Below are 26,999 nucleotides of genomic sequence, written 5' to 3' on the forward strand. Positions count from 1 at the left end.
TAAATCACTCCTTAATCACGGCATCGATATAGATTTCGGGTTGCACGAGCGGTTCAATTGCCTGGGTAATGAACGGATGCATCGCCTCGGCGCCGAACCCGTAAGCTACGGCGACGGCGACGAGCAAGAATGTCGGCACGATGAGTTTCTTCATGTGCGGAACGAGCGGACCGTCGTAGGCACGCTTCTCTTCTCCCCAGAATCCGTACAAGAAGATTTTGATGACGGAGAAGAGGACGAACAAACTCGACAGCAAGATGAGGAGCGGTCCGAACAGGCTGCCCTCGGCGACCCCACCTTGAACGATTAACAGTTTCCCGAAGAATCCGCTAAGCGGCGGAATCCCGGCGAGCGACAAGGCGGCGATGAAGAACGTCCAGCCGAACAGCGGGAACCGGGTAATCAAGCCACCCATGTCGCGTAACTGACCAGACTTGGTGATGCCGATCATGAGTCCGACGAGCATGAACAAGGCTGCCTTGATCAACATATCATGGATCAAGTAGTAAAGCGCCCCTTCAAGCGACGTCTGTGTGTTGAGCGCAATCCCGTATAGGATGACCCCAACGGCGATCATGATGTTGTAGATGATGATCAATTTAACGTCATTATAGGCAATCGCCCCAATCATCCCAATCAGGATGGTCAGTACCGCCAAGACGATGAGGAACGTCTGCAAGAACGACCCGCCCCCATCAAACAAGAGCGTGTACGTCCGCAAAATCGAGTATACCCCGACTTTCGTCAGAAGCGCCCCGAACATAGCAAGGATTGGCGTCGGTGCCACGACATACGAGCCCGGGAGCCAGTAGTGTAACGGTACGAGTGCACCCTTTAAACCGAAGACAATCATGAACAATACCCCGATGACGACGAGAACGGATTGATTCTCGACGAGCGGAATCTTCTGCGCGAGGTCAGCCAAGCTGAGCGTGCCGACCGTTCCGTAAAGTAGCGCGACGGCCATGACGAACAACGCCGAGGCGATGACGTTCACGAGCAAGTACTTGATTGACTCGCGAAGTTGGACCCCTTTCCCGCCGAGGACGATCAACACGTATGACGAGATGAGGAACACTTCGAAGAAGACGAACAAGTTGAAGATATCGCCTGTCGTGAAGGCACCGTTCACCCCGACGAGGAGGAACAGCATCGCGACATAGACGTAGTTCGACTCATACGCGTCCGAGAAGTAATGGGTCGCGAACCAGACGATGAAGAAGACGATCAACGTCGACGTGGCGACGAGCAATGCCGACAGCATGTCCGAGACGAGCGTGATCCCGAACGGTGCCGGCCAGTTTCCTAAGTTGACGGTCAAGATGCCGTCCTGTGACACGGTGAAGATCAGCAGCACCGTCACTGCGAACGTTACAAGTAAAGCCCCGAGTGCCACTCCGCGTTGCAGACGAATCTGCTTCGGCGCGAAGAGGAGGATGATGGCCGCAAGCGCCGGGATGACAATCGGAAAGATCGGTAAGTTAATCATTCGATTCCGTTCCTTTCATTTCCTCAATATTATCCGTATTTAGTTCTTGATAGGCCCGATACGCGAGCACTAGGAAGAACGCGGTCACCCCGAAGCTGATGACGATGGCCGTCAAGACGAGCGCTTGCGGGAGCGGATCGGTATATTCCGTCACCCCGTCGACGAGGACTGGTGCCGCTCCGGTTTTTAATCCGCCCATCGTCAAGACGAGTAAGTGGGCGGCGTGACTGAGCAGACCGGTGCCGATGATGATGCGCAACAAACTCTTTGAGAGAATCATATAGACAGCGCTCATCGTCAAGACACCGATGATGATGCTAACGAAGATTTCCATTATTCACTCTCTCCAATCGTTTGAATGATCGTCATCGTCACACCGATGACCACAAGGTAAACACCAAGGTCGAAGGCAATCGCCGTGTGAAGCGTCTGTTCGCCTAAGAGCGGCAAGTCAAACTTACCATACGCATGCGTAAGGAACGGACGGTCCCAGAAGATGCTGTGAAGCGACGTCAGTAACGCGATGGCGAGACCGAGCGCCGTCATCTTGCGATAGTCGAACGGAAGCACGTCGGCGAGCGTCTTCGAATCAAAGGCAAGGAGCAACAATACGAGCGCAGCCGCCGTCATCAAACCACCGATGAAGCCTCCGCCCGGCGAATAGTGCCCGGCGAAGAAGAGATTGATTGAGAACACGATGATGATGAAGAAGATGATCACCGCGGCCGTCTGTAAGATGACGTCATTGACTTGATCATTTTTTCGGTTCATGTTCACGTGCTCCTTTCGTACGTTCTGTCGTTCTGAATTTGATCATCGTGTAAATCCCGATGGCCGCGATGGCAAGGACGACGATCTCGAACAACGTATCAAAGCCCCGGAAGTCGACAAGGACAACGTTGACCATGTTTTTCCCGGCTGCTAAATCATAGACATTTTCTTTATAGTACTCTGAGATTGACGACAGGGAACGGTTCGATAGCGCCATGAAGCTGAGGAGCATGACCGTCACCCCGACGATTATCGAGACGATTGCATTCTCGATTTTGAATTTCACGCGCACTTCTTTCTTGCTGATCTCTGGCATATGGTAGAAGACGAGCAAGAACAGCGCGACCGATACCGTCTCGATGACGAGCTGCGTCAAGGCCAGGTCCGGTGCATTGAAGAAGACGAAGAACAACGCGACCGAATACCCGACGACACCGAGCAGAATGATCGATGGCAGGCGCGAACGCATGAACAGAATTGCGATTGATGCCAAGATGACAACAGCCCCGAGGACGTATTCATATGGTGCGACAGGTTCCATCTCGCCGAACGAGAAGTTGAACAAATCGAACCAATACATCGAGAACAACATCATGCCTGACAAGAACAAGAAGATGTAGACCAAGTACGAGCGGATGAAGCCCGTCATATAGTTATCTTTGAAGCGGTACGCCGCCTTGTTCGACCAGACGAGCGTCCCGTCATACATGCCGTTGAGCGTCAAGCGGTGTGGAATCCGGTTATAGATGCCCATCCACTTGTTGATCGTATAGAACATGAGCGTCCCGAGCAAGATGACGCCAATCGTCATGAACAACTCCGGTGTCAATCCGTGCCAGAAGTAGATGTCTACTTTGACTTCTTGCCCGCTCGCGACGAGCGTCGGATAAATCGATTCGACGGCCGGCTTGATGAGCGAGTTCGATAACACGTTCGGCACGAAACCGAGCACGACGACGAGAATCGCGAGAATCGCTGGCGGGATGAGCATCCCGATCGGTGCCTCGTGCGGCTGTTTCGGCAACTTGTCGAACTGGGCTTTGCCCATGAACGTCCGTGTGAAGATGATCAAACTGTAGATGAACGTGAACACACTCGCGATGAATGCGACGACCGGAATCAAGATACCGATCGTATCGAGCGCGAAGAAGTCCATCGAGAACACTTTCGTCGTCGCCTTCAAGAACATCTCTTTACTGAGGAAGCCGTTGAACGGCGGTAACCCTGCCATCGACAATGAGCCGATGACGGCGATTGTGAACGTGATCGGCATGACGGTCATAAGACCGCCGAGTTTGCGGATGTCACGCGTCCCTGTCTCGTGGTCGACGATTCCGACCATCATGAACAGCGACCCTTTGAACGTCGCATGGTTAATCAAATGGAAGATTGCCGCGATCGTCGCGACCATATAGATGTTGTCATCCATGCCGTCGTAATGAAGCGCCGCGGCACCAAGTCCGAGGAGCGACATGATGAGACCGAGCTGACTGACCGTCGAAAAGGCGAGAATCCCTTTCAAATCGGTCTGTTTGACCGCGTTGAACGAACCCCAGAACAAGGTGAACGTCCCGACTGCGGCAATCGTCCATAGCCAAATCGGTGACTCTTGGAACACCGGGCTCATCCGCGCGACGAGATAGAGACCCGCCTTGACCATCGTCGCCGAGTGGAGGTACGCACTGACCGGGGTCGGCGCTTCCATCGCGTCCGGCAACCAGATGTGGAACGGGAATTGCGCCGACTTCGTGAAGGCTCCGAGCAAGATGAGTATCATCGCCGCGATAAAGAACGGGCTGTCCGCAATCACCGCCTGATTGGCGACCATGTCGCGGATGCTGAACGAGCCGACAATCGACTCGAGAATCACGATCCCCCCGAGCATCGACAGACCACCGAACACGGTGATCAGCATCGATTTACGCGCTCCGTAGCGAGAGCGCTCTTTCTCGTACCAGTACCCGATCAATAGGAACGACGAAATCGACGTGAGTTCCCAGAACATGTACATGACGACCATGTTGTCCGAGAGGACGACACCGAGCATCGCGCCCATGAACAAGAGCAGATACACATAAAAATGACCGAGCGACTCTTTGTCTTTATTCAAGTAATAAATCGAATACAGGACGACGAGCGCCCCAATCCCTGTAATCAGGAGGGCAAACAATAGTCCGAGCCCGTCCACGTAGGCCGTGAAGTTGATGCCGAGGGATGGCATCCATTCGACCGTTTCCGTCACGACGTCTCCCGCGCTCGTGATTCCGATGAAGCGGAAGAAGTACACGAATAGGACGACCGGAACGATTAAGACGAACCAACCCGTGTGGATTCGCTTCAGCGCCCGGAACAAGAACGGGATGAACGGTGCCGCGAGAAGCGGCAATAAGATAGCTAAATGTAACACCGACAAGAAAATTCCTCCTTCGAACAGAGTCTTACAAACGATGGCTTAATTATTAAGGTCATTTGACGCCATCACGTCTTCTTCATGAGTATAGCGTAAATTTTCAGTCTGTTTCCATGATAAAACCTTCGCGTATTTTGACGCCTCCCCGATTTCTCCCGAACTGTTAAATATGAAGGGAGTCGACAAAAAGCGACGAAAAAAAATTACAATCGCACTCTATATGTATGCGTTTTCAGGTGGTGATTTGTCCGAATTCTCGCCCTCAATCCGTACCGAACCTTAACCGTTGATATTCCATGCGAAACGACTAAACTCCTTCTTCCCTAACACGCCCAACAAAAAACAGCCGACCAGTTGCCCGGTCGGCTGTACGTGATTATTGTGCTGTTGCGATAAACTCTTTGAGTGCTTCTTTTGGTTGGAAGCCCATTGTTTTCGAAACAGGTTGTCCGTCTTTGAACATCATAAGTGTTGGGATACTTTGAATTTGGAAAGCGCCCGCTACTTCTGGGTTCTCGTCAACGTCGAGTTTAACGATTTGGACTTGGTCGCCCATCTCTTGGTCAAGCTCTTCGAGTACCGGTGCGATCATGCGGCACGGTCCACACCAAGCTGCCCAGAAATCGACGAGGACGACGCCCTCTTTTACTTCTTGTTCAAATGTTTGAGTCGTTGCGTGTTTAATAGCCATTTGGTAAATACCTCCCCAGTAAGATGTGAGAGCCGAATAAATCACTCTCATGCATTTCATGTTCAGAGTATACCACGGAGGGTACGTTTCCCCAAACGTTCTGCATATCAGCTATTGACGAGGTGTTTGCGGAACTCTTCCGTCAAGAGTGGGACGACGTCGAACAAGTCGCCGACGATGCCGTAATCGGCCACGCTGAAGATGTTCGCTTCCGGGTCTTTGTTGATGGCGACGATGACTTTGGCGTTGCTCATCCCAGCCAAGTGTTGAATCGCGCCCGAGATGCCGCAGGCGATATATAAGTCCGGCGTGACGACTTTCCCCGTCTGACCGATTTGAAGTGCATAGTCGCAATAGTCGGCGTCACATGCTCCACGTGAAGCACCAACGGCACCGCCAAGCAGTTCAGCGAGTTCTTCGAGCGGCTTGAAGCCGTCTTCGCTCTTGACGCCACGGCCACCGGCGACGATGACTTTCGCTTCCGTCAAATCGACTTTCCCCGTCGCCTTGCGAACGACTTCTTTGACGATCATGGCGAGGTCTTTCAGTTCAACGCTCGGTGTCTCGACCGTAGCGCTCGCCCCGGCCGTACGCGGAAGTGCGTCGATGTTGTTCGGGCGGATCGTGAAGAACATGACCGAGTCTTTAAATTTCACTTTCTCGAACGCCTTCCCTGAATAAATCGGGCGGATGAACTCGGCGTCTTTGCCTGATCCTTCGATTGAGACGACGTCACTGATTAGACCTGCGTCAAGACGCGCCGCGAGTTTCGGGGCGATGTCTTTCCCGAGTGCCGTATGACCGAGCACGATCATGTCCGGTGACTCTTGGTCGATGACTTGGCGGAGCACTTGCCCATAACCGTCCGGCGTGTAGTGCTTGAGACGCTCGTCTTCGATGACGAGGACGCGACCCGCGCCGTACTCCCCGAGTTCCGTCGCGAGAGCTTTGACGTCATCCCCGATGACGACTGCCGTCACGTCGTCCGTCAATTGCTTCGCTGCAGCGATTGCTTCAAATGATACGTTCCGTAACGCGCCTTCACGCGCTTCTGCGAGTACTAAAGCTTTCATCTATGTGTCCCCCTTAAATGACTTTTGCTTCCGTGCGAAGTAATTGAACGAGCTCGCTCACTTGTGACGACGTATCCCCTTCAAGGATGCGCCCAGCTTTCTTCTCTTCTGGCAAGAAACGTTCGATCGTCTCGATTTTCGCTTCGATCTCGTCTTCATCGAGGTCGATGTCCGACAGTTCGAGTTCTTCGAGTGGCTTCTTCTTCGCCTTCATGATGCCTGGAAGGCTCGGGTAACGCGGTTCGTTCAATCCTTGCTGCGCTGTCACGAGGAGCGGGAGCGCCACTTCGATCACTTCAGTGTCCCCTTCGACGTCGCGTGTGACCGTCGCTGTCGTGCCGTCGATATCGAGTTTCGTGATCGTCGTCACGTAGTTCATGTCCAACAGTTCAGCGACACGTGGTGCGACTTGGCCGCTACCGCCGTCAATGGCGACGTTCCCGGCGAAGATGAGATCTGGCGCTTGCTCTTTCAAGTACGTGGCGAGCACTTTCGAAATCGTCACATGGTCTGCGTCCTCGACGTCATCCTCGATCGAGATGCGAACCGCTTTGTCCGCTCCCATCGCGAGCGCCGTTCGAAGTTCTTTGTCCGCGTCTTCTGGTCCGACCGTCACGACCGTGACTTCTCCCCCGAGATCGTCACGCTTACGGATGGCCTCTTCGACCGCATATTCGTCATACGGGTTGATGATGAACTCAGCGCCGTCTTCTTGAATTTCCCCATTCTCGAGCTGAATCGCTTCCTCTGTATCGAACGTACGCTTCAGCAATACAAAAATATTCATCGTAGTTCCCCCTTATAAGTTGTTCGCACCATCATTCATGAATCAGCGTTCATTTTTTGAGCTAGCGAGAGGGCTTACGGTTAAGCAAGCCCTTTTTTTAACATATGGTGTACTTTCGGTAGCGTCGACATCAAGTCATACTTGAAGCCGCTCGCCATCCAACTCGTGACCACTTCATCGATCGTGCCGAAAATCATCTGCCGAGCGAGTCGATAGTCGAGATCGCGATCGAATTCGCCGGTGTCGATCCCGTGTTGTACGACCGCATCGATTAAGTTCAAGTACGGTTTGAGCACTTCGCTAATCTTTTGACGGAGCGCCAAGTTCGACTGCCGGAGCTCGATTTGCGTCACGACGGCGAGGTCGTAATCGGCCGATAGTTGCTTCAAGTGCGACTCAATCAACTGATACAGTTTGTCGCCGGCCGTCGTCTCCCGCTCGATTTGTTGTTTCGAGTAGTCGATGAACAGGCCCATCTTCGTCTGGAACAATTCAATCAACAGATGTTCCTTGTTTTTGAAGTACAGATAAATCGTTCCGTCGGCGACGCCCGCCTCTTTGGCGATGGCCGTCACCTTTGCACCGTGATAGCCATGATCCGCAATCACTTTCACTGCCGCATCGATAATGCGGTCACTTTTTAATCCATTCTTTGTCATAAACACCCAAGCTCCTTACCGCCGCTTAAAAATGAATGATGGTTCATTCATTTATTATTCTATCATGTGACACGCTTGTGTCAACTGCTTTGTTTCACTTGTTTCGCCTTCTCTTCGTCGACGAGGACGCGACGTAAAATCTTACCGACGAACGTCTTCGGCAACTCTTCCCGGAACTCATACAGCTTCGGTACTTTATACGCTGCGAGCTTCTCGCGACAGTGCTTGTCGAGCTCTTCTTCCGTCACGCTGGCGCCGTCACGCGTCACGATGAACGCCTTGACCGTCTCACCGCGATACGGGTCCGGTACGCCGATACAGACCGCTTCCTTGACGGCCAGATGTTCGTATAGCACTTCTTCGATCTCACGCGGATAGACGTTGAAGCCTCCGGCGATAATCATGTCTTTCTTGCGGTCGACGATATAGAAGAACCCGTCCTCGCCCATATAGCCGAGGTCACCGGTCGCGAGCCATCCGTCCTTCAAGACGGCTGCCGTCTCTTCTGGCTTCTGCCAGTACCCTTTCATGACTTGCGGACCGTGCAGCATGATTTCCCCGATCTCGCCGATATCAGCCAGCGTCTCTCCATCTGCCTTTACAATTTTAGCAGAAGTGTCAGACAACGGCACCCCAATCGAGCCGACAATCCGTTTATCCCATAAGAAGTTCGCATGCGTGACCGGTGACGTCTCCGACAAGCCGTAGCCTTCGACGATGCGTCCGCCCGTGATACTCTCGAACTGCTCCTGCACTTCGACCGGCAGCGGGGCCGATCCCGAGATACACGCCTCGATTGACGACAAGTCGTATTTCTTCAGTTTCGGGTCATTGAGGATACCGACGTACATCGTCGGGGCGCCCGGGAAGAAGTGTGGTTTCTTCTTATTGATCGTCTTCAAGACGTCGGTGACGTCGAAGCGTGGCACGAGGACAAGCTCATATCCGTTCGCCATCCCGAAGTTCAGGCAGCACGACATCCCGTAAATGTGGAAGAACGGCACGACGCATAAGACGCGTTTCTCGTCGCCGCGATTATATCTATAGAAGAAGTTCGAAATCTGGTCGACGTTCGCCGTCAAGTTAAAGTGGGTCAACATGACGCCTTTTGGCAGACCTGTCGTCCCGCCCGTATACTGCAGCACCGCGACGTCTTCTTTCGGGTCGACTGTGACCGGCGTGATTGGATCGAACTGTTTATAGTCCTTGAACGCGACCGAACCTGTCGTATCGATGACGATATTGTTCTCGCGCTTCACTTTGATGGGATACAGCTTATTTTTCGGGAACGGTAGATAGTCGGCGATACTCGTCGTGATAATCATTTTGACGTCCGTCTTCTGCTTCACACGAAGTGATTTTGGATACAGGAGGTCGAGCGTGACGATGATGCTCGCACCGGAGTCCGTGATCAAGTTCTCGAGCTCATGCTCCGTGTAGAGCGGATTCGTCTGGACGACCGTACCGCCGGCGTACAGGACCGCATAGAACGAAATGACGAACTGCGGACAGTTCGGTAGCATCAGACTGACACGGTCCCCTTTTTGCAGCCCTTTCGATTGAAGCATCGTCGCCAACCGTTTCGCCGCATCGTCGACTTCGGCGAACGTCAACTCTTTGCCGATGAATGAGATGGCGGTCTTGTTCGGGAAATCGGTCGCGGCTCGGGATAGCGCATCATAGAGCGGCTTCACCTCATAGTCAATCGTTTTCGGCATGTCAGCTGGATAATCTTGCAACCACGGTTTGTTCATCGCTTTTCCTCCTTGGAATGAATAGTCATTCAGTTAACTCTATTATAATGCCAAGAAAACGCTTTCATCTACCCTTTACCCGATAATTTTCAGAAAATATCGAAAAAACGTGTGCGGATGAAAGTTTCCGCACACGTTCAGATTCTCTTGAAATAGGCTTCCGTCTGTTCTTCGTTGCTGATTTTCTCGTCCAAGCGGTCCTTCAACTCTTTTTCCCACTTGATCGTCGAGAAGTCGATGTCGAGCCACGCCTCCATCTCCGGGCGTGAGAATGCGTACGTCCGGTTCGGGAAGGCGAAGCGAACGATTTCCGCGTTTTGGACGAGCGTGAAATACGTCGCCGCGTTGCGGATTGCCAACCGTTCTTGCTCGATGCGCTCGATTTCCGGGTCGCTATAGCGCACCGTCAAGCCGTACGGCCGCTTCGACGTCTGTAGCTCGATCGACTTGTAGCAGTCATGCATCGGCAACGTCTGGGCGATGCCCGAGACGGCGCTGTTGTCCCCGACGTATGAATCTTTGTATTGGAAGGCGTTCGGTCGATGGGTATCCCCGCATCCCGCGAGCATGACGAGCAAGGCGACGAGCAGACTGAGCCGTTTCATGAGAATCCTCCTTACGATTTTAGTTTCAAGTTAAAGCGGTAAAGCAACCGTTTGGCGAGCAAGTGGGCGATGAAGCCGCCAATCAGGAAGCCAACGATGTATAGTGCAAAACCTGACTGCATCGAGAATGCTGAGAGAACGATTCCTCCTAACATGGCGAAACAGAGAACCATGATGATGTGGATCAGCCATAGCCATTTCGAAAACATAAAAAATCGTCCGTTGTTTTCTTGAGGTGCTCGGTTGAACATCCAAAGGCCGAGTCCGAATGATAATGCGATGAAAGCTAGTGCGCTCCATGGCGCAATTGCTAAGAATTTCTGCCATTCAGCTTGGTTAGTAAAGTATTGATACATGTCTACGTTTGCCAAGTTAGAGAATGGCGACAAAACACGTAAAAACGTACTCTGGAACAAATCGTCGAAGAATGCATACCTCGAATCATACTGTTGTGAAAACGCATAGACAGATCCTTGCACGAGCGCAATCAAACCAATTGGGAAGACTAACGCAATGAATGTCCAAATCACCTGTGAAATCGATTCTCCTCCGAACGATCCCATCCATAGAGCAGCTGAGAAGAAAGAGATACCACTAAGCATCAAAAGAACGACAAGCGCGATGACTCGATTCGTGCTTCCTTCCATTAAAAACGCGTAGTCCGAGAAGCGAATCATCATTATCATGAGCGTACCACCGAGCACAGACGATACAATAATTCCTACCGTTCCAATTAACCATTTCGATATGTAAAGCTGATTCCTTGTGAACGGGAGAGACATCGTGAAATCGGACATTTGACTGTTCCGTTCTGCTCCAATCAAGACGGATGCCATGAGAGCACCAAAAATAACGAATAAAAACAATACCCCACCCATCGGTATGAGCGATTGTAAGTCACCAATCCAATAGCCTGTTCCATTATTTTCATTAAAAAAGTCTTGGACGGACAAATCAGACGAATCCCCATCGATCCAATCGGCATATTCATCTGGATTTTCTTGAATGTTACGAAGTTCCTGGTCAAAGTATTGCATTTGTGACCAAACTGGTACCGTGAACGCAATCACTCCGAGAAAAACCAGCAACATCCACAAAATCGAGACTTGTTTCCAATCTTTCTTTAATAGGACTTTAAAAGACACTTGCCTCACCTCCTAATTGGACCCGGAAGATGTCTTCGAGCGACATCGGGATTTCTTCGACGAGCATCGGGTCGTGCGCATCGACGAACGTATCGAGCTCTTTCGTCCGTTCTTTCGCCATGAACAAGGCGACGCGTCCGGTCACATTGATGATTTCGATGTCCTTGCGCTCGAGCAGTTCGACCGGTACTTGGTCGTTGAAGACGACTTGCAGTTTGACGCTCGTCTCGCGCGCCTCCTCGAGCGACATGATCGCCTTGACGCGGCCCTTCTCGATCATGATGATGCGGTCGGCGATTCGTTCGAGCTCATGTAACTGGTGACTCGAGACGATGATGGAACAGTTCCGTGCCTCGACTTGGGCGATCATCAGCTTCAAAACGTCCGACTTGGCGACGACGTCGAGTCCGTCCGTCGGTTCATCGAGCAGATAATATTTCGCTTGGACGGCGAACGCGAGCGAGAGCGTCACCATCGCCTTCTGCCCTTTCGAGAGCTGGCGAATCTTCTTGTTGTCGATGTTATAGCGAGTGAGCGTCTCTCTGAAAATCGATCGGTTGAACGATGGGTAAATCGATTCGTAGAGCGCTGCCGCCTCGTTAATCGTATAATGTTTGAGGGCGTCGGCCGAATCCGGGACAAAGATGACGTCACGCTTCAACTCCGCCTTCTCAAAGATGCTCGACGGTCCGTAACGGACATCACCTTTATCCGGTCGAATGATACCGACCATCGTCCGGAGCAACGTCGTTTTGCCGGCCCCGTTCCGTCCGACGAGCGCGATGATTTCACCGGAGTCGACCGTGAAGTCGATATCTTCTAACACTTGCTGGCGATCGATCGTCTTACTCAGTTGCTGTACTGTCAGCATGGTTCTCCCCTACTTTCTTATACTCTGTCTCAAATAGCGTCAGCGCTTCGGTGAGCTCAATATTGGCATAATGGCAATCGATGGCGAGTTTCTTGATTGCTTCAAGGATCGGCGCGCGCGGCGAGTCTTGGTCAATCCAGTCCTCGGACACGAACGTCCCGCGTCCGCGATGCATCTCGAGCAAGCCGAGCCGTTCGAGTTCCTGATACGCCTTGCTGACCGTGTTCGGATTGATGACGAGGTCGGTCGCGAGTTCACGCACCGACATGACTTTATCCCCTGGACGTAAAATGCCACGGATGACGAGCGCTTTCGTCTGGTTAACGATTTGTTCATACAGCGGTTCCGCGCTCTTCATATCAATTTTATATAACATGGGTCACACCCTTTCTTGTGTACGTAACTTAAGTGTATTATATGTATTAGTACACGTAAAGATATTAGTTCTTCAAGGGCACTTTCAGTTTACAGGTATTTGGTAATAAATTGAATACGACTTTGGACCGAGGTAGGACACTTCCATTTCAGGTACATTGGTAGAGAGGTGAATCAAAAATGAGAAAACGATGGTTAGTCGCGACCGCTGTCGCCGTGACCGCGCTTGGCACGACATGGTCGACGTATGCAAAACAAGATGAGGAAGAACGATACGCATCCTATATTGAAGATACATATGGAGAGGACGTCGAGGTCACGCTCAAGCGTGACTGGAAGATGGGCGGCTATGCGGCCGAGTTCACGCTGACTGATCCGATACTCGAAGGTGACTACTGGGCCGAGACGTATCGGTCTGATCAAACAATCCATGACAACGTGCTCGAACATGTCTGGCAACAAGAGGCCGAAGACACGTTCAAGGAGCGACTCGAGCAACTCGACTTGTTGACGGAGGCAGAGACGGTCCGCGCGAGTGTGCCGACCGGTGTGGATGAGGGGGTTGCGACGACCGTACGCCCTACCCCGACGTCCGTCTTCGACGTCGAGTCGAAAGAGTTCTTGGACGTGTCGGTCATGTTCCATGAGGACTGGGCCAATACCGATTCGCAGAAACAACGGATGCTCGACGTGATTCGTGCTTTGGAGGACGACGTCTACTCGATTCACTTCTCGTTCGACGGGACACCGTATGAGGATGACGACTTCACCGAGCGGTATTTGAACGTCGCCCGCGATTCCTTACCGGGAGAACCGGCGATGCATGAAATTCAGACGATTGAGGACTTGAATCGACACGATCGACTGTATGGCTTTGACGAGACGACGTTCATCCATGACTACCACTTCGATGGCACCAAATATGAAGACTGATCACCATTCGCAAAAGCGAATGGTTTTTTTGTGAGTATTCTCCTTTACAGCACGTCGTGAATGTTTTACATTTGACGAGTCAACAATTGACTTATCAAATGAGAGGGGTGAGACACCACAGATGGAATTACGAGATATCAGCCGACTGCTGTACCAAATCAAAGTGGCGGACCAACGCGTCGCAACCTCGTTCGAGAAAGAGACGGGCTTCAGCCTGACCCGCTATGAGATGCTCATGATTGTGCATGACAAGGGCGTCTGTTCGCAAAGCGAAATTCAGCAGGCGATGAAAATCGACAATGCGGCCATCACCCGCCATTTGAAGATCCTTGAAGAAAAAGGCTACGTCCGACGAGAACGGAACACCGCGAACCATCGTGAAGTGTTCGTCCATTTGACCGACGAAGCCAAGCATGACTTGACGAGTTGTGAACAAGACCACGACCGCGGCAAACACTTAATCACGAAAGTGCTGTCCGAGTCAGAGATCAATCAGCTGTCGAGTCTGCTGCAAAAGCTTAACCAACTATAACAAGAGAGAAAGAGGTAATATCCATGGCAACTACATTCGAAAACAACACATTCACTGACGTGATGCTCGGTCGTAAATCGATCCGCGTCTACGACGAGAACGTTAAAATCTCACAACTTGAAATGCTTCAAATGATCGAGGAAGCGACAACGGCCCCTTCTTCAGTCAATATGCAACCGTGGCGCTTCGTCGTCGTCGAGAGCCCTGAGGCGAAAGAGACGCTCAAGCCGCTCATCCGCTTCAACGTCCGTCAAAACGACACGTCGGCTGCGATGGTCCTCATCTTCGGCGACATGGAATGCTACGAGCTCGGTGAAGAGATTTATGACCAAGCTGTCGCAGAAGGCAAAATGCCACAAGAAGTACGCGACCAACAGCTCGGCGCCATCCTTCCGTACTACAAGAACTTGTCGACACAAGAGATGAACGACATCGTCAAAATCGACTCGAGTCTCGCAGCGATGCAATTTATGCTCGTCGCTCGTGCTCACGGTTACGACACGAACCCAATCGGTGGTTTCGAGAAAGACCAACTCGCGGAAGCGTTCGGTTTAGATAAAGATCGTTACGTGCCGGTCATGATTCTCTCGGTCGGTAAAGCTGCAGAAGAAGGCTACCAATCGGTACGTCTCGACGCTGAAAAAATCACATCATTCAAATAATCGGAGGACACCCACATGATCTTAATCAATGCTATTTTCGACGTGAAAGAAACGGAATTTGACAACTTCTTGGCAGACATCAACAAGCTCATCGACTCGTCGAAACAAGAAGCCGGTTGCTTGAGCTATGAGCTGTTCCAATCGACGACATCGGAGAACCGCTTCGTCATGATCGAGAACTGGGCCGATCAAGCGGCCGTCGAACAACACAACCAAAACCCGGACCTCATCGCGTTCGCCCAAAACGTAGGCAATTACGTGACGGCGAAGCCGGTGCTCCATGTGACGGAAGTCGCGACGGCCAACTAACATGTCCGGACTCACCCTCGTCCTCGGAACGCTCGTCGCACTCGAGTTCTTCTACATCCTGTATTTAGAGACGTTCGCCACTCGTTCGAACACGACGGCGCGTGTCTTCAACATGACGGAGCAAGAGCTCGCGCGTGACTCCGTATCGGTGCTGTTCAAGAATCAAGGCGTCTATAACGGATTAATTGGCGTCGGCTTGCTGTACGGTCTGTTCGTCAGCCAGTCAATCGAGATTGTCACGATGCTCCTCATCTATATCGTGCTCGTCGCGTTGTACGGCAGTATCACGAGCAATAAAAAAATCATCCTCACGCAAGGCGGATTGGCGATTTTGACGCTATTGTCCATGTTGTGGTGAGCTGAAAGCGGTCGACTTCGTGTCGGCCGTTTTTTTGTAGGCGGCGTGCGCTATACTGAAAAGTGAGGTGATGTTCGATGACATACACATGTCCTTGTTGCGGCTATCAAACACTTAACGAAGAACCACCCGGCACGTATGACATTTGCGGCATCTGTTTCTGGGAAGACGACGGGGTCCAGTTCAGAGACCCAGACTACGAAGGTGGCGCTAACACCGTGTCGCTCCGACAAGCGCAGCAGAACTACATCCGCTTCGGAGTAAGTGAGCTGCTTTTTAGCGATTCTGTCCGTACGCCAACCGACCTCGACATCAAAGACCCGAAGTGGCGACCACTAGCAGAAACCTAAGCATACAAAAACCGCTTCTACGTATTGGTAGAAGCGGCTGTTTTGTTATACGCCGAGAATCGCGAACGAGACTCCGACGACACCGATGAGTGCCATGGCGTAAACCGGTACGCGTGGCATTTCACCGTTGTTGTCGAGCGCCTTCCCGAACATGTAGAATACGATCGGGTGGACGAGGAACGGCATTGAGAAGATAAGCGGGATGAGAAGCGATGCTTCCGTCCCGAACATGCCACCTTGGACGGCTGCGAAAAGACCAAAGTGCGAGATGGCTGACGATTGAGCCATCGTCGTGTAGTCGAACGCGATCGTACTGAAGCTGAGGATGACGAGTCCACCGAAGACCGCCATCATCTGCCAACCGAACGAGAACTGCATGAGCGCTTTCACTTCTTTAAAGTCTTCTCCGTTGGCACCGCGCAAGTTTTTGAGCGAGAGTGCCGTTAACGTGAGACCGACCAAGACGATGATTGCCGTCGGCCAAATCCAGAGAGCCCCGTTGTCGGCACTGACTGCCAAAATCGAGAACACGAAGATGTGACCGAAGAACGGGATGTTGATCATGATCGGGGCCCGTTTGGCTGCCACTTGACCGAAGTCACCGGCCGTACATGCGCCTGTGAGACCACTGTGCGAGAGCGAACCGGCCATCCCTGGTGCGAGGTTGCGGATGTGTCCTGTGCGGGCGAACCACATGAGGAGCGCAATCCCACCGAACATCCAGAACAATTGACCGAAGAAACCGTACACGAGAATCGAGTTCATGCCTTCGATGGCGAACGCATCACCGATCCGTGAACCACCGACCATGAAATTGGCGGCCAAGACGACCGGGATCCCGGCGAACAGAAGCGCACGGACGGTCGGTCCATACGTCCAGTTGTGGAAGATGGCACCGAGTGCTGACGAGAGCAACATGGCGAAGAAGATTTGCGGAAGCGCGATAATCGGTTGAACCGCCACGGCGATGCCGTACGACACGAACAAGATGACGAGCATTAAGACTGTCTCGATGACGCCTTTACGCATGTATACCTTCTTGTCGTCGATTTGCGCCTTGTGGTCGATCAAGAGGAACGATGCCGCGAGACCGATCAACGCGAGGATCGGATAGTAGAGCATGATGCCCTCTGCCGCGCCCGGTTGAATCATCATGCGGAAGAACCCTTCGAGACCGACGAGCAAGAAGAATGAACGGAGGATGAAGATGAACTGTGTCCGCCCTGTCCCAAGGAACATCTCTTCTTTAGATGGCACGACGATGTCTTTCATGTCGAGCTCTTGCTTGCTTAAGATTTTACGAAGTTCTTGTCCACCGACGAAGAACGATACGACGAGCGCGATGATCGTCGTCCGTGACATAAAGTCGACGAGCGGGAACTCAGGGAGACCCGGTGTCGCGATGCCCATCTCGACCATAGCGAAGCCAAGTCCGAGACCGAAGATGACGATGACGAGGATTGGTGAGAACCGTGAACCGGCCACGACCATTCGCGATAAAATGACCATCGGGATGACGAAGGCCATAAGCAACCAGAATTGGTTGAGTAATTGTACTTGCGATAATTGCTGAACGATTTCCATGGATAAACCCCTTATACATTTTTTTCACACTGTTTCGAAGTTTACAGGATTGAACATTCTGTGACAAGGGGGTGTGACGTATTGTAAACATTGAAAGCGGAACCAACTGAAATGGTTTCGCTTTCGGTTACTTATTCGGTTGGCGAAGGCCCCAAACACCTTTATTTCCCGTGGAATAAAACAAGTCGTCTTTGCCATTGAAGCTGGCCGAATCGCTCGAATGGGCCCGAATCTGTTTATTGACGTGAGCCTTCCAATCTTTATACCGATCGAGCTCGAGTTGAAAGTACGACCGCTCGATATATTCGTTGATTTCTTTCAATGACGCCGTCCCACCGTGATGCTGGAGGGCGAATTGGATTTTGCGAAGTAACATTTTTTTCAATGTAATCTCCCCTTTTATGTATGTATTACTACATGGTTTATTTATCCAAACCTCTTCTAAAAAAGTTACAGGTTTTTAAGTTATTTTCCTTTATAATAACAATATAGTCTCAACATATTATTTTCTAGAAAGGATTTTACTATGAATCACAAGATTTATGAGAATGAGCAAGACATTCTAAAAGAAGTTTCTGCCAATCACCAACTATCTCCTAACCTACTTCAAAACGTTCTCACTACTTCAAAGGCTAATTATTACGGTGAAGCAATATCCCCTACTAAACGCCAAAAAGAGTTGGAAGAAGAACTTAAATATTTAATCAAAAAAGGGGATTCTTTAACCCACTCGGCTTCATCAAGCAGAAGAACCGGATTGAAATTAGTGCGCATTCAATTAAATAATTACAAAACATACTTAAATTCACAAACAATTAATTTCGATACACATTCAGACAATAAAAACATAATTCTCATCGGTGGCTTGAACGGTGCCGGGAAAACAACGATTTTGAAGGCCGTTCGCTACTTATTATACGGTAAGCGGGGCATGACTGATGCTGAGTTTCAACAACAGTTCACGAACACCATAAATAATTCATTCTTCGAACAAGGTGGACGTGAAGCTAGTGCCTCTCTAGTCTTCGAGCCTGGGGATGGTCACCACTATGAAATAAAAGTCGTGTGGCAATACAATAGTAAGAAACAGGTTGTCTCTGAAAGCAAGACGTTCAGCAAACGCACCATTGGCGCGGCTCGTCCTAAACGGAACGAACAAATCGGGTCGCATAATGTTGACGACTTCAACCGCACCATCGACAAATTGATTCCATTTGAAGCGTCGCAATTTTTGATTTTTGATGGTGAAGAGATTCGACGAATTATTTCGTCTCGTAATTCAGCAGACTTTAAAGCAACAATCCGACGGATGAACGGCATGTCATACTTTAATGAACTTAAAGGCGATTTAGACAAAATCTATTCACGAAAAGTCAATGAACTAGCCACTGCTCAAAAGAGCACTGAGTTATTAAAATTCAACAGAAAAATCTCTGAATTAAAAGACCAATTAAGTGAACTGACGGAAAAAAGAACCAAAGCCGAAGGGCGCGTTTCCACATATAATAAACAACTTGATCAATTCAAAAAGCTTCGCAATGAGAAGCTGATGCAAAACAACGAATCACGAGAAAAATTCATCTCAACCATGAGTTCATTGACAGCTCAGCATACTCAAATTATGGAGCAAATCTCCAAACTGTTTGGTGAGCAAGGAATTCCGTCTTTTGCCCCTACAAAGATTGATGCTTTAAAAAAACGCTTAAATTTGGAACAACAATATGTTACTGATCAGCAAAGAGTTGAACAAATTTTGACGCCTTATCATCAATTCATGTCGAAACTTCTTTCGGAGCCAATCGATCCGCCTTTGACTGAAGAGCAATTACACCAAGTAGATGAAATCGGAAAAGCAATTTGGTTGTCAAAAGAGAACTATAAGGCTTCGACTTCATCAGAGACTCAACAAACTTGGCACGACCTGTCACCAAATGACCGCAGATTTATCATGGGTGTTAACGCTTCTTCTGTTAAGCAACAAATTGTTGACTTGATTAAGAAGGCAAACAACATTAAGCATTCAATTGAGTCGTTACAACAAAAAATTGATTTGGCCCCATCGGCAATTAGTGTCGATGAAGAAGATAAAAAAATTCAAGAAATCACGGAAGTGCTCGGAAGAACGAAAAGCATTCATATGAATATCAAGAAGAAAGAACAAGAGTGCGTCCAAGAGATTCGTTCATTGGAAGCCAAGTTAAAAGGAACCAAATCCACTGCCTTAAACGCCGATGAGTTAGTAAACGATGTAGATATGTATCGTAAGATCAAAGAGGCCATCGATGAATATGCAGAAAAAGTTTTAGGCTGGAAAATCGATGTAATCAGCAGCCAATTCGACGACATGCTGAATAGGCTTATGAGAAAACAAGATGAGTTCGGTCGTGCCTTCGTCGATCGTCATAAGATGATTATTCGAATCGAGAATGAACGCGGCGCTGAAATTTCAGTCGAGGAACGTTCAGCGGGCGAGATGCAAATCATCTCATCTGCATTTATTTGGGGAATGATCAAAGCAGCCGATTTGGATTTGCCGATGATCATCGACACCCCGCTCGGTCGCTTGGACAGCTATCACCGTAAAAACTTAGTAGAACATTTTTACAAGCATCTCAGTAAACAAGTTGTGATCTTGTCGACAGATACGGAAATCACACCTGAGTACGTGGAACTGATGAAAGAATACACGTCTAAGCAAATCATGTTGGACTATAACCAAAAAGAGAAATATACATTGATTCGCGAAGGTTACTTCGAACTAGTGAAAGGATAAAACCATGGACTCAAAAGGAATTAAGCTATCACAATTAAGTAAAGACAGAATTGATACCATCATCGGCCACTTGGAGCACTATGTACCGAAGGAGCCGAGACCGTTTGTCGTTAAGCTCAGTTTGATGCATGGAATCGAAAACTACTCTGTCACATCCGAGCTCCCTTCTGAACTAAGTTCTGGTGCATGGGATATGGGGTCAATCATCAACGGTAACGACTACCTGCTTGCCAAACATCTCATCATCAATGAGTTACAAGAAGAGGTAGAAGATGAAAAAATCATCCGTGATTATATGAAACGATTTATCGAATTAGGAGTAGCACATATTTCATCCTTACTTGAATCAGATGATGCCCTATTTGAAGAAGAGTTTTTAATCAAACTACTGTCTGCATGATCTCAGCGAATTATCGCTGAGATTTTTCTTGCGAAAATTTCTAATTTTATTGAGCTGTTCGCTATTTTTGAAAAGAAGCATATGATAAACTTTACCTAATAAAACATTGTACTTTCTTTAAATTACGTACGTAATTTATTTTAAAGGAGATTGGATATGGATCCTAATTTCAGTTATAACTTCCCTGCTTTGCGAGGCCATCAAGCCGAAAAAGAATATTTCGTGGTGATGTGCCCTCTTAAATTAATTCCAAAAATCTTTCTTTTTGACGAGGAAGAAGTTCCTCCACAATACCGCTCACAACGTATATTGAATAAATCTCGAGTTCCTGAAATTACAAATTATATTGTAGATCAATCAAAGGATTATGTCTTTTCTTCTTTGACGGCATCGATTGATGGTGAGATTCAATTTACCCCATTTTCAGACGAACCGAATTTTAAGGACTTAGGAAAACTCGCCATCGCTCTAGACTCACGCTTTTTAATCAATGATGGCCAACATCGACGAGCCGCCATTGAAGAAGCACTTAAGATTATGCCTGAATTAGGAAATGAAACGATTTCGGTCGTCTTTTTCCATGACGAAGGATTAGAGCGTTCTCAACAGATATTCTCGGATTTGAACCGTCATGCCGTGAACACTACATCTTCGATTGGGATTTTATACGATCACCGGGATCAATTGTCACTTTTGACAAAGGAACTTGTCGAAGAGATCCCGCTTTTAAAGCGCTATACAGAAATGGAAAAGACTTCGCTTTCTAAAAACTCGCCAAAACTATTGGCCTTGAATCATATTTACAATGCGAATAAGCGTTTAATCAATAAGAAAAAAGGTGCGCTTTTAACTGAAGAAGACGCATTGAACATTAAAACGTTTTGGATGACTCTATGCAATAGTATTCATGAATGGGAGCAGGTATTCAATAAAGAAATCTCTCCCCGTGATCTTCGCATGATTTCAATTGCCGGGCAAGGTCTATTCATCGAGGCGGCCGCAGAAGTAGCTCGTGCATTGATTGAGCAAAAACCTGACACTTGGACTATTTATCTTTCAAAATTCAAAGATATTGACTGGAGTCGGTCGAATGAGAAAGACTGGAAAGGCCGTGCCTTTAACGAAAACGGACGAATTTTAAAAAATAACTATACGATTCGTTTAACTGCCATTCGCATCAAATCTTTACTTGGCATCGAACTTACTAAAGAAGAAAAAGACTTCGACCAACAAAAATCCAGCATGAACGTTATATAACTGTTTTGGCACGAGAGGATGATGATTTATGACACAAGGTATTATTAGTAATCTATTTACTCAACATGATGGGGACACTGTCTCCAGACGGTCGATTGATTTAATTAAGCGTGTTTATTTAAATGATTCGCGCCCTTGGGTTGTTGGTTTTAGTGGTGGTAAAGACTCTACATTGACAACTCAACTTATTTTCGAAGCTTTACTTGAACTCACACCAGAACAACTCCATAAAAAAGTATTTATCATTTCATCTGATACATTGGTCGAGAACCCGCTCGTCGTCTCGATGATTAATGGATCACTCCATCGGATGCAGGAAGCCGCGTTAAAATATAATCTCCCGATTGAAACACAGAAGGTCAAACCGCTAACGGAAAAGACGTTTTGGACGAATATTATCGGCCGTGGCTACCCTACCCCTAACCAGACTTTCAGATGGTGTACAGACCGCCTAAAAATCGATCCAGCTAACCGCTTCATTAAAGATAAAGTCTCCAAATATGGTGAAATTATTATGGTGCTTGGAGTCCGTTCATCTGAGAGTACGAGCCGGGGACAGTCTATTAAAGACCATGAAATCATGGGCAGCGAATTGATGCGACACACTTCATTGGCTAATGCATATGTTTTCGCACCAATCAAAGAGTTTGTGTTAGATGATGTTTGGAGCTACCTTCTTCAAAACCCCGCCCCTTGGGGAGAAGATCATCATAAACTTCAAAAAATGTACATGGACTCAAGTAGCGAATGTCCGTTAGTCGTCGACCAAAATATAAAAGAGAGCGCTGGTTCGTGTGGGAACAGTCGCTTCGGCTGTTGGACATGTACCGTCGTCAACCAAGATAAATCGCTGACTGGTTTCATTCAAACTGGTGAACATGACTGGTTGAAGCCTTTATTGAAATTCCGTAATAAGATGGTACTTATTCGAGACGACCGTTCGAAACGGATGCATAAGCGGATGAATGGTGCCTTCTACTTGCTAGAAGTTCCACACGAAATTAAAGAAGATGGTATTTATATCGCTCAAAAGAAAAAAGGTGGTCGTGCAGCTACTTCTCATAAAGTTGTCGATCGTATTGAGGACTTAACAGACGAGAGCGTTCTTGCAGTTCCGAAACGTCAATTAAGTCAGTTCATTGCGACACATAATATTGATTTGAGTAAACCAGAGGAATTCAATATTCAATTTGTCGTTCTTGAAACGAATAACGACGGGCAAGCTGTTTACTCACATCTTGGACTCGGACCGTTCACGTTAGCTACTCGAATTGAACTGATGCGTGATTTGCTCATCCTACAACGTGACTTAAAAGTTCCAAACTCGGTGGAGTATAAGTTGATTCAAAACGATGAACTACGTGCAATTCGTCGTCTATGGCTTCGTGAAGGTGATTGGAAAGACACGTTACCTGGACTATATCGTGAAGTATTCGGTGTCGATTTGGATTGGGAACAAGACGATCGCCAAATCTTGACGAGTGATCAAGCAAATGACCTGGAGCTACTCTCTCAAAAGCATGGTCTTGATTTCAACATGGTTCAAAAATTATTTACGACGGCAAATGATTTTCTAGGTGTAAAAGTAAAGCGTGGATTCAATAAAGATGTTGCTGCATTATTGAGCCAAGATTATTTGAATCTGTATAAAGAGCATGGAGATTTAAAGAACTATGAAGATTGAATCGATTGTCCTGAAAAACATCGGAGCCTATAAGAATCAAACGTTTGATTTTACGAATCAAAATTCTAATAAAAATGTTGTTTTAATCGGAGGGAAGAATGGCGCAGGTAAAACGACATTTTTGAATGCTCTCCGCACAGGTTTATACGGGAGTCAGGCGTTTGGAATCAAAGCGCCAACTCCCTCTTATTTCCGTGAGATTGAAAAGTTAATCAATAGCGAAATTCGAGACCAGCGTGAATGGTATAACGTGAAAAAAGTGATTTCAAAGATTCAAATCACGTTCACTACGACTACGAATCAAACAATGTCTCGCTATCTGTTTGAACGGTCTTGGGGAATCGACGCAAAAAATATTAAAGAATATTTTAATATCTATCGGGACGGGAGTACCCTACCGTTAGCAGAAAAAGATCAGAGCCAAGTTTATTCATTATTCTTGGAACGAACTCCGTTATACCTCTTCAATGTCTCTTTATTTGATGGCGAAACCATTAACCAAATCATCAACGAAGGAAAGCTTTCGGAGTACCTTGATGACTTAATGAAAAGTGCCTTTAAGTTGGAAATTCCTGATTTGTTAACGGAAACTATTGAAACGCTTGTTCGCGATGAAGCGAAAACGAAACTGAGTAAAGAAAAATCAAAACGTTTGGATGAAATCAAGAATGACTTGATTGAGGCTGAACAAAAGCTTCAAAAAAATCAGATTGAAAAATCACAAGCTCTTAAGAAAATCGAAATCAGTGAAGCTGAAGTCGCCTCTTTTTCTGAATCACTAAAAGCCCATGATGTGATTAGTAAAGAAGAAGAAGCGAAATTAAAAGATGACATTAGAAGACTCGAACATGAGCGTCAATCGTTGAAGCAATTGAATTCAGACTTCTTTAGCGAATATTATGCCTTTACGATTAATCACGACTTACTTAAGCAAGCTGCTGATCAAGTGGAGTCAGAATTATTAGTGCGAAGTGTGGAGGACTTAGAAAAAGTCTTCTCCGATGAGTTCTATAAAAATGTCTCACGCAACTTAGGCGGTACGGTTCAACATGATTTGTTAAAGAACGAATTCAATGCCGCTTTAAAAATGGCGGTTCCATCTACTGAAATCATTCACGATGCTTCATTCAGCTCGAAAGCAAAAGTAGAAAATATGCTCTCGCTTGTTGATGCTCATTCATCTGAAAATTTATTGTCAAACCTCAATCGAGATGATGAAATCATCGACGAATTGAAAACGTTGCGAAGAAAACTGATCATTCGAGAAGAAAATCATATCGATTTCGAGAAGCAGTTTGAAGAGCTAAATCGATTAAAAGTAAATCACCTTCACTTAAAAGAACGTTTTGAACACATCCTTCAAACTGAAGATGAACTTCATGCTCAATACTCAAATTTAGTAGAAGAAAATGCCCTACTCAAGCAAGAGATTGAGAAAATCACTTCAAAATCGAGTCTTCTTTCGCAGAACGCAAATCTTACATTAGCTTTACTTGAAGACTTTAGACTACAACAACGCTACAAAGTCATTCGTAATGTTGAAGAAAATGCTTTACGGATGTTAAAAACATTGATGCGCAAAGAAGATTACATTGAGAAGCTATCGATTATGCCTGAAGATTTCTCTTTGACTTTATTATCCAAAGATCAATCTCGAATCTCTGTGGCCACTTTGTCTTCTGGTGAGAAACAGATTCTATTGCTTTCATTGATTTGGGCAATCTTTAAAGTTTCTGAAAACCAAATGCCATTTATTTTCGATACGTTGTTAGGTCGCCTGGACCGAGACCATCGTTATAATATTCTTCGCAACTTGCTCCCTAAATTCGGTGAACAGGTCTTAGTACTATCTACTGACTCAGAAATCAGTAAAGATTACTATGACGTACTAAAACCGTCTATTTCTAGAGAGTATAGTCTCCAATTTGATAACGAGCTTTTAGAAACACAAGTCATTCCATCGTATTTTGAATTTGAAAACGCGCAGGTGAAAACTAATGAATTACCGTCTTAAACTAACTGAGCAAACTCATCTCTATTTTAAAGAGATTTCAAACTCGACTCATATCACGCCAAATATACTGGCTCGTTTTGCCGTGGGTATTTCATTAAAGAACAAACAAACTCCAACCAGCATTAAGGGCCAAACGATTTCAAATTTTGAAATTAATCGTGCCACTTTAACTGGGGAGCATGATGAGATGTTCAAAATGATGATTCTCCAACATGCAAATAAGCATATTGAGGAAGAGCATTACTTTCCTGACTATTTCAATGCACACATTACTAGAGGCGCTGAAGAACTTTATCAAATGTTTCAGTTCTCAAGAAGTACGAATCAATTCTTAAGAGAGTTATTGGCTCTACAGGAGGGGTAACATGCTATACCTAGACAACAGTTCGACAACACCTGTTTATCCTGAAGTACTTGAAGCGATGCTCCCCTACTTTCTTGAAGAGTTCGGAAATCCTTCTAGTAAATATTACTCGCTCGCAGAGAACTCCAAGGATGCTGTTGAACAGGCTCGAGAACAGTTAAGCAAATTTTTTAGTTGTTCTTCTTCAGAGCTCTACTTCACTTCGGGAGCCACAGAAAGTAACAATTGGATTTTAAAAAGTGTGGGTTCTTCCCTACCGGACCATCAAGTGATTACAACGGTAGCCGAACATTCATCTAACTTGGAAATTGCAAAGTATTTGAATGAACAATTGAAAATCCACGTCGAGTATCTATCTGTTGATCAGTTCGGCAGAATCGACTTTTCCGAATTAGAGTCTCTACTAAAAAAACGCCCTACTTCACTCGTTTCAATCATCTGGGGAAATAACGAGTTAGGGTCGTTAAATGACATTCAGAGAGCTTCTGAACTAGCTGCTCAATATGGTTCACTCTTCCACACCGATGCGACACATGTCATCGGAAAGATGAAAATCAACCTGTCAGAACTGACGAACGTTCATTTCTTATCCGCTTCTGCGCATAAGTTCAACGGTCCAAAAGGTATCGGCGTCGCTTATGTGCAAAAGGATGAGGATGGTATTCCAAGAAAGTTGACACCCTTAATACATGGTGGTGGCCAAGAACAAGGCGTGCGCGGTGGAACGTTAGCTGTTCCTTTAATCGTAGGAATGGGGAAAGCCGCTGAAATGCATCAGGCATCCTTGTCTAAGAACATTCAAAAATTACAAAAACTTGAACAGCATTTGGTTCATCTTTTATCTGAGAAGTTCGGGTCAAATATTCGGTTCAACAGTGATCATACTGATAAAATACCTGGAATTGTGAATGTTCAATTTATCGGGATTAATAATGAGGTACTCGTGAAGCAGTTAGCTCCGGTAATGGCTGTTTCCACCGGATCAGCCTGTAGCTCAAGTAAGCCGAGTCACGTGTTGCAAGCAATTGGATTAACATTGGATGAAGTGCGATCATCGATTCGGTTCTCTCTTTCTTCAAGTATCTCTTCAAAAGACTTGGATATTTTTAAACAACTTTGAAAAGCATAAAATAAGACCGGCTCATTTTA

28 protein-coding genes are annotated in these 26,999 nt (G+C 47.4%); 13 read left to right on the top strand and 15 right to left on the bottom strand.

Annotation, left to right across the window (positions count from 1 at the left end):
- Positions 1–4: 4 nt before the first annotated feature.
- The 13 genes from ACZ2GZ_RS11065 to ACZ2GZ_RS11125 form a co-directional block, all read right to left on the bottom strand.
- Positions 5–1,489, bottom strand: coding sequence for a Na+/H+ antiporter subunit D (locus tag ACZ2GZ_RS11065; RefSeq protein WP_470295264.1), 1,485 nt, complete (start codon positions 1,487–1,489; stop codon positions 5–7).
- On the bottom strand, positions 1,482–1,823 hold the full coding sequence (locus ACZ2GZ_RS11070) for a Na(+)/H(+) antiporter subunit C (protein WP_021066825.1): 342 nt from the start codon (positions 1,821–1,823) through the stop codon (positions 1,482–1,484). Before ACZ2GZ_RS11070 ends, ACZ2GZ_RS11065 begins: the two co-directional genes overlap by 8 nt.
- Positions 1,823–2,260 (bottom strand): Na(+)/H(+) antiporter subunit B, encoded by a 438-nt coding sequence (locus ACZ2GZ_RS11075; RefSeq protein ID WP_021066824.1) that lies wholly within the window; start codon positions 2,258–2,260, stop codon positions 1,823–1,825. Before ACZ2GZ_RS11075 ends, ACZ2GZ_RS11070 begins: the two co-directional genes overlap by 1 nt.
- Positions 2,244–4,673, bottom strand: a complete 2,430-nt coding sequence (locus ACZ2GZ_RS11080) for a Na+/H+ antiporter subunit A (protein WP_214713964.1) — start codon at positions 4,671–4,673, stop codon at positions 2,244–2,246. Before ACZ2GZ_RS11080 ends, ACZ2GZ_RS11075 begins: the two co-directional genes overlap by 17 nt.
- A gap of 373 nt (positions 4,674–5,046) precedes the next feature.
- Positions 5,047–5,361: a thioredoxin gene (gene trxA / locus ACZ2GZ_RS11085; RefSeq protein ID WP_021066822.1), complete on the bottom strand. Its 315-nt coding sequence runs from the start codon at positions 5,359–5,361 to the stop codon at positions 5,047–5,049.
- 107 nt (positions 5,362–5,468) lie between these two features.
- Positions 5,469–6,434 carry an electron transfer flavoprotein subunit alpha/FixB family protein gene (locus tag ACZ2GZ_RS11090; protein WP_470295265.1) on the bottom strand — a complete coding sequence of 322 codons (966 nt, stop codon included), beginning with the start codon at positions 6,432–6,434 and terminating at the stop codon, positions 5,469–5,471.
- A 13-nt stretch (positions 6,435–6,447) separates the two neighbouring features.
- Complete coding sequence (locus ACZ2GZ_RS11095; protein ID WP_021066820.1) at positions 6,448–7,221, bottom strand: electron transfer flavoprotein subunit beta/FixA family protein; 774 nt, start codon at positions 7,219–7,221, stop codon at positions 6,448–6,450.
- A gap of 80 nt (positions 7,222–7,301) precedes the next feature.
- Entirely contained in the window at positions 7,302–7,880 is a 579-nt protein-coding gene (locus tag ACZ2GZ_RS11100) for a TetR/AcrR family transcriptional regulator (RefSeq protein WP_470295266.1), read from the bottom strand.
- A gap of 80 nt (positions 7,881–7,960) precedes the next feature.
- On the bottom strand, positions 7,961–9,634 hold the full coding sequence (locus tag ACZ2GZ_RS11105; protein ID WP_470295267.1) for an AMP-binding protein: 1,674 nt from the start codon (positions 9,632–9,634) through the stop codon (positions 7,961–7,963).
- 137 nt (positions 9,635–9,771) lie between these two features.
- Positions 9,772–10,239 carry a DUF4825 domain-containing protein gene (locus ACZ2GZ_RS11110; RefSeq protein WP_029595873.1) on the bottom strand — a complete coding sequence of 156 codons (468 nt, stop codon included), beginning with the start codon at positions 10,237–10,239 and terminating at the stop codon, positions 9,772–9,774.
- Positions 10,240–10,250: 11 nt separating this feature from the next.
- Positions 10,251–11,384, bottom strand: a complete 1,134-nt coding sequence (locus ACZ2GZ_RS11115; RefSeq protein ID WP_021066816.1) for an ABC transporter permease subunit — start codon at positions 11,382–11,384, stop codon at positions 10,251–10,253.
- Positions 11,374–12,255: an ABC transporter ATP-binding protein gene (locus tag ACZ2GZ_RS11120; RefSeq protein ID WP_021066815.1), complete on the bottom strand. Its 882-nt coding sequence runs from the start codon at positions 12,253–12,255 to the stop codon at positions 11,374–11,376. Before ACZ2GZ_RS11120 ends, ACZ2GZ_RS11115 begins: the two co-directional genes overlap by 11 nt.
- Positions 12,230–12,631: a GntR family transcriptional regulator gene (locus tag ACZ2GZ_RS11125; protein ID WP_021066814.1), complete on the bottom strand. Its 402-nt coding sequence runs from the start codon at positions 12,629–12,631 to the stop codon at positions 12,230–12,232. Before ACZ2GZ_RS11125 ends, ACZ2GZ_RS11120 begins: the two co-directional genes overlap by 26 nt.
- A 179-nt stretch (positions 12,632–12,810) precedes the next feature.
- Here ACZ2GZ_RS11125 and ACZ2GZ_RS11130 point away from each other — a divergent pair, with 179 nt between their 5' ends.
- The 6 genes from ACZ2GZ_RS11130 (at position 12,811) to ACZ2GZ_RS11155 (ending at position 15,774) form a co-directional block, all read left to right on the top strand.
- Entirely contained in the window at positions 12,811–13,563 is a 753-nt protein-coding gene (locus ACZ2GZ_RS11130) for a hypothetical protein (RefSeq protein ID WP_470295268.1), read from the top strand.
- A gap of 121 nt (positions 13,564–13,684) precedes the next feature.
- Entirely contained in the window at positions 13,685–14,095 is a 411-nt protein-coding gene (locus tag ACZ2GZ_RS11135; protein ID WP_470295269.1) for a MarR family winged helix-turn-helix transcriptional regulator, read from the top strand.
- A gap of 23 nt (positions 14,096–14,118) precedes the next feature.
- Positions 14,119–14,757: a nitroreductase family protein gene (locus ACZ2GZ_RS11140; RefSeq protein ID WP_058763170.1), complete on the top strand. Its 639-nt coding sequence runs from the start codon at positions 14,119–14,121 to the stop codon at positions 14,755–14,757.
- A gap of 15 nt (positions 14,758–14,772) precedes the next feature.
- Entirely contained in the window at positions 14,773–15,066 is a 294-nt protein-coding gene (locus tag ACZ2GZ_RS11145; protein ID WP_021066808.1) for a putative quinol monooxygenase, read from the top strand.
- Between the two features lies 1 nt (position 15,067).
- Complete coding sequence (locus ACZ2GZ_RS11150; protein WP_470295270.1) at positions 15,068–15,424, top strand: DUF1304 domain-containing protein; 357 nt, start codon at positions 15,068–15,070, stop codon at positions 15,422–15,424.
- 77 nt (positions 15,425–15,501) lie between these two features.
- Positions 15,502–15,774: a CPCC family cysteine-rich protein gene (locus ACZ2GZ_RS11155; RefSeq protein ID WP_470295271.1), complete on the top strand. Its 273-nt coding sequence runs from the start codon at positions 15,502–15,504 to the stop codon at positions 15,772–15,774.
- 45 nt (positions 15,775–15,819) lie between these two features.
- Here the strand turns inward: ACZ2GZ_RS11155 and ACZ2GZ_RS11160 are convergent, their stop codons facing one another.
- The gene (locus tag ACZ2GZ_RS11160; RefSeq protein WP_021066805.1) at positions 15,820–17,358 is read right to left on the bottom strand and encodes a hypothetical protein; all 1,539 of its coding nucleotides are present in this window, start codon (positions 17,356–17,358) and stop codon (positions 15,820–15,822) included.
- Positions 17,359–17,485: 127 nt separating this feature from the next.
- Positions 17,486–17,734, bottom strand: a complete 249-nt coding sequence (locus ACZ2GZ_RS11165; protein WP_470295609.1) for a hypothetical protein — start codon at positions 17,732–17,734, stop codon at positions 17,486–17,488.
- Between the two features lie 150 nt (positions 17,735–17,884).
- Between ACZ2GZ_RS11165 and dndD (ACZ2GZ_RS11170) the strand changes: the two genes are divergently transcribed.
- From dndD (ACZ2GZ_RS11170) to ACZ2GZ_RS11200, 7 genes are all read left to right on the top strand, one after another.
- Positions 17,885–20,131 carry a DNA sulfur modification protein DndD gene (dndD, locus tag ACZ2GZ_RS11170; RefSeq protein ID WP_470295272.1) on the top strand — a complete coding sequence of 749 codons (2,247 nt, stop codon included), beginning with the start codon at positions 17,885–17,887 and terminating at the stop codon, positions 20,129–20,131.
- A 4-nt stretch (positions 20,132–20,135) separates the two neighbouring features.
- A complete protein-coding gene (locus ACZ2GZ_RS11175; RefSeq protein ID WP_470295273.1) occupies positions 20,136–20,531 on the top strand; it encodes a hypothetical protein in 396 nt (131 codons plus the stop codon).
- A 156-nt stretch (positions 20,532–20,687) separates the two neighbouring features.
- Entirely contained in the window at positions 20,688–21,788 is a 1,101-nt protein-coding gene (dndB, locus tag ACZ2GZ_RS11180; RefSeq protein WP_470295274.1) for a DNA sulfur modification protein DndB, read from the top strand.
- Positions 21,789–21,816: 28 nt separating this feature from the next.
- The gene (dndC, locus tag ACZ2GZ_RS11185; RefSeq protein ID WP_470295275.1) at positions 21,817–23,472 is read left to right on the top strand and encodes a DNA phosphorothioation system sulfurtransferase DndC; all 1,656 of its coding nucleotides are present in this window, start codon (positions 21,817–21,819) and stop codon (positions 23,470–23,472) included.
- Complete coding sequence (gene dndD, locus ACZ2GZ_RS11190; RefSeq protein WP_214798988.1) at positions 23,462–25,486, top strand: DNA sulfur modification protein DndD; 2,025 nt, start codon at positions 23,462–23,464, stop codon at positions 25,484–25,486. Before dndC ends, dndD (ACZ2GZ_RS11190) begins: the two co-directional genes overlap by 11 nt.
- Entirely contained in the window at positions 25,470–25,850 is a 381-nt protein-coding gene (locus ACZ2GZ_RS11195) for a DndE family protein (RefSeq protein WP_058763149.1), read from the top strand. The genes dndD (ACZ2GZ_RS11190) and ACZ2GZ_RS11195 overlap by 17 nt, the downstream gene beginning before the upstream one ends.
- A gap of 1 nt (position 25,851) precedes the next feature.
- Positions 25,852–26,970 carry a cysteine desulfurase family protein gene (locus ACZ2GZ_RS11200; protein ID WP_214798991.1) on the top strand — a complete coding sequence of 373 codons (1,119 nt, stop codon included), beginning with the start codon at positions 25,852–25,854 and terminating at the stop codon, positions 26,968–26,970.
- Positions 26,971–26,999: the final 29 nt, after the last annotated feature.

Source organism: Exiguobacterium sp. KKT215, from assembly GCF_055635335.1.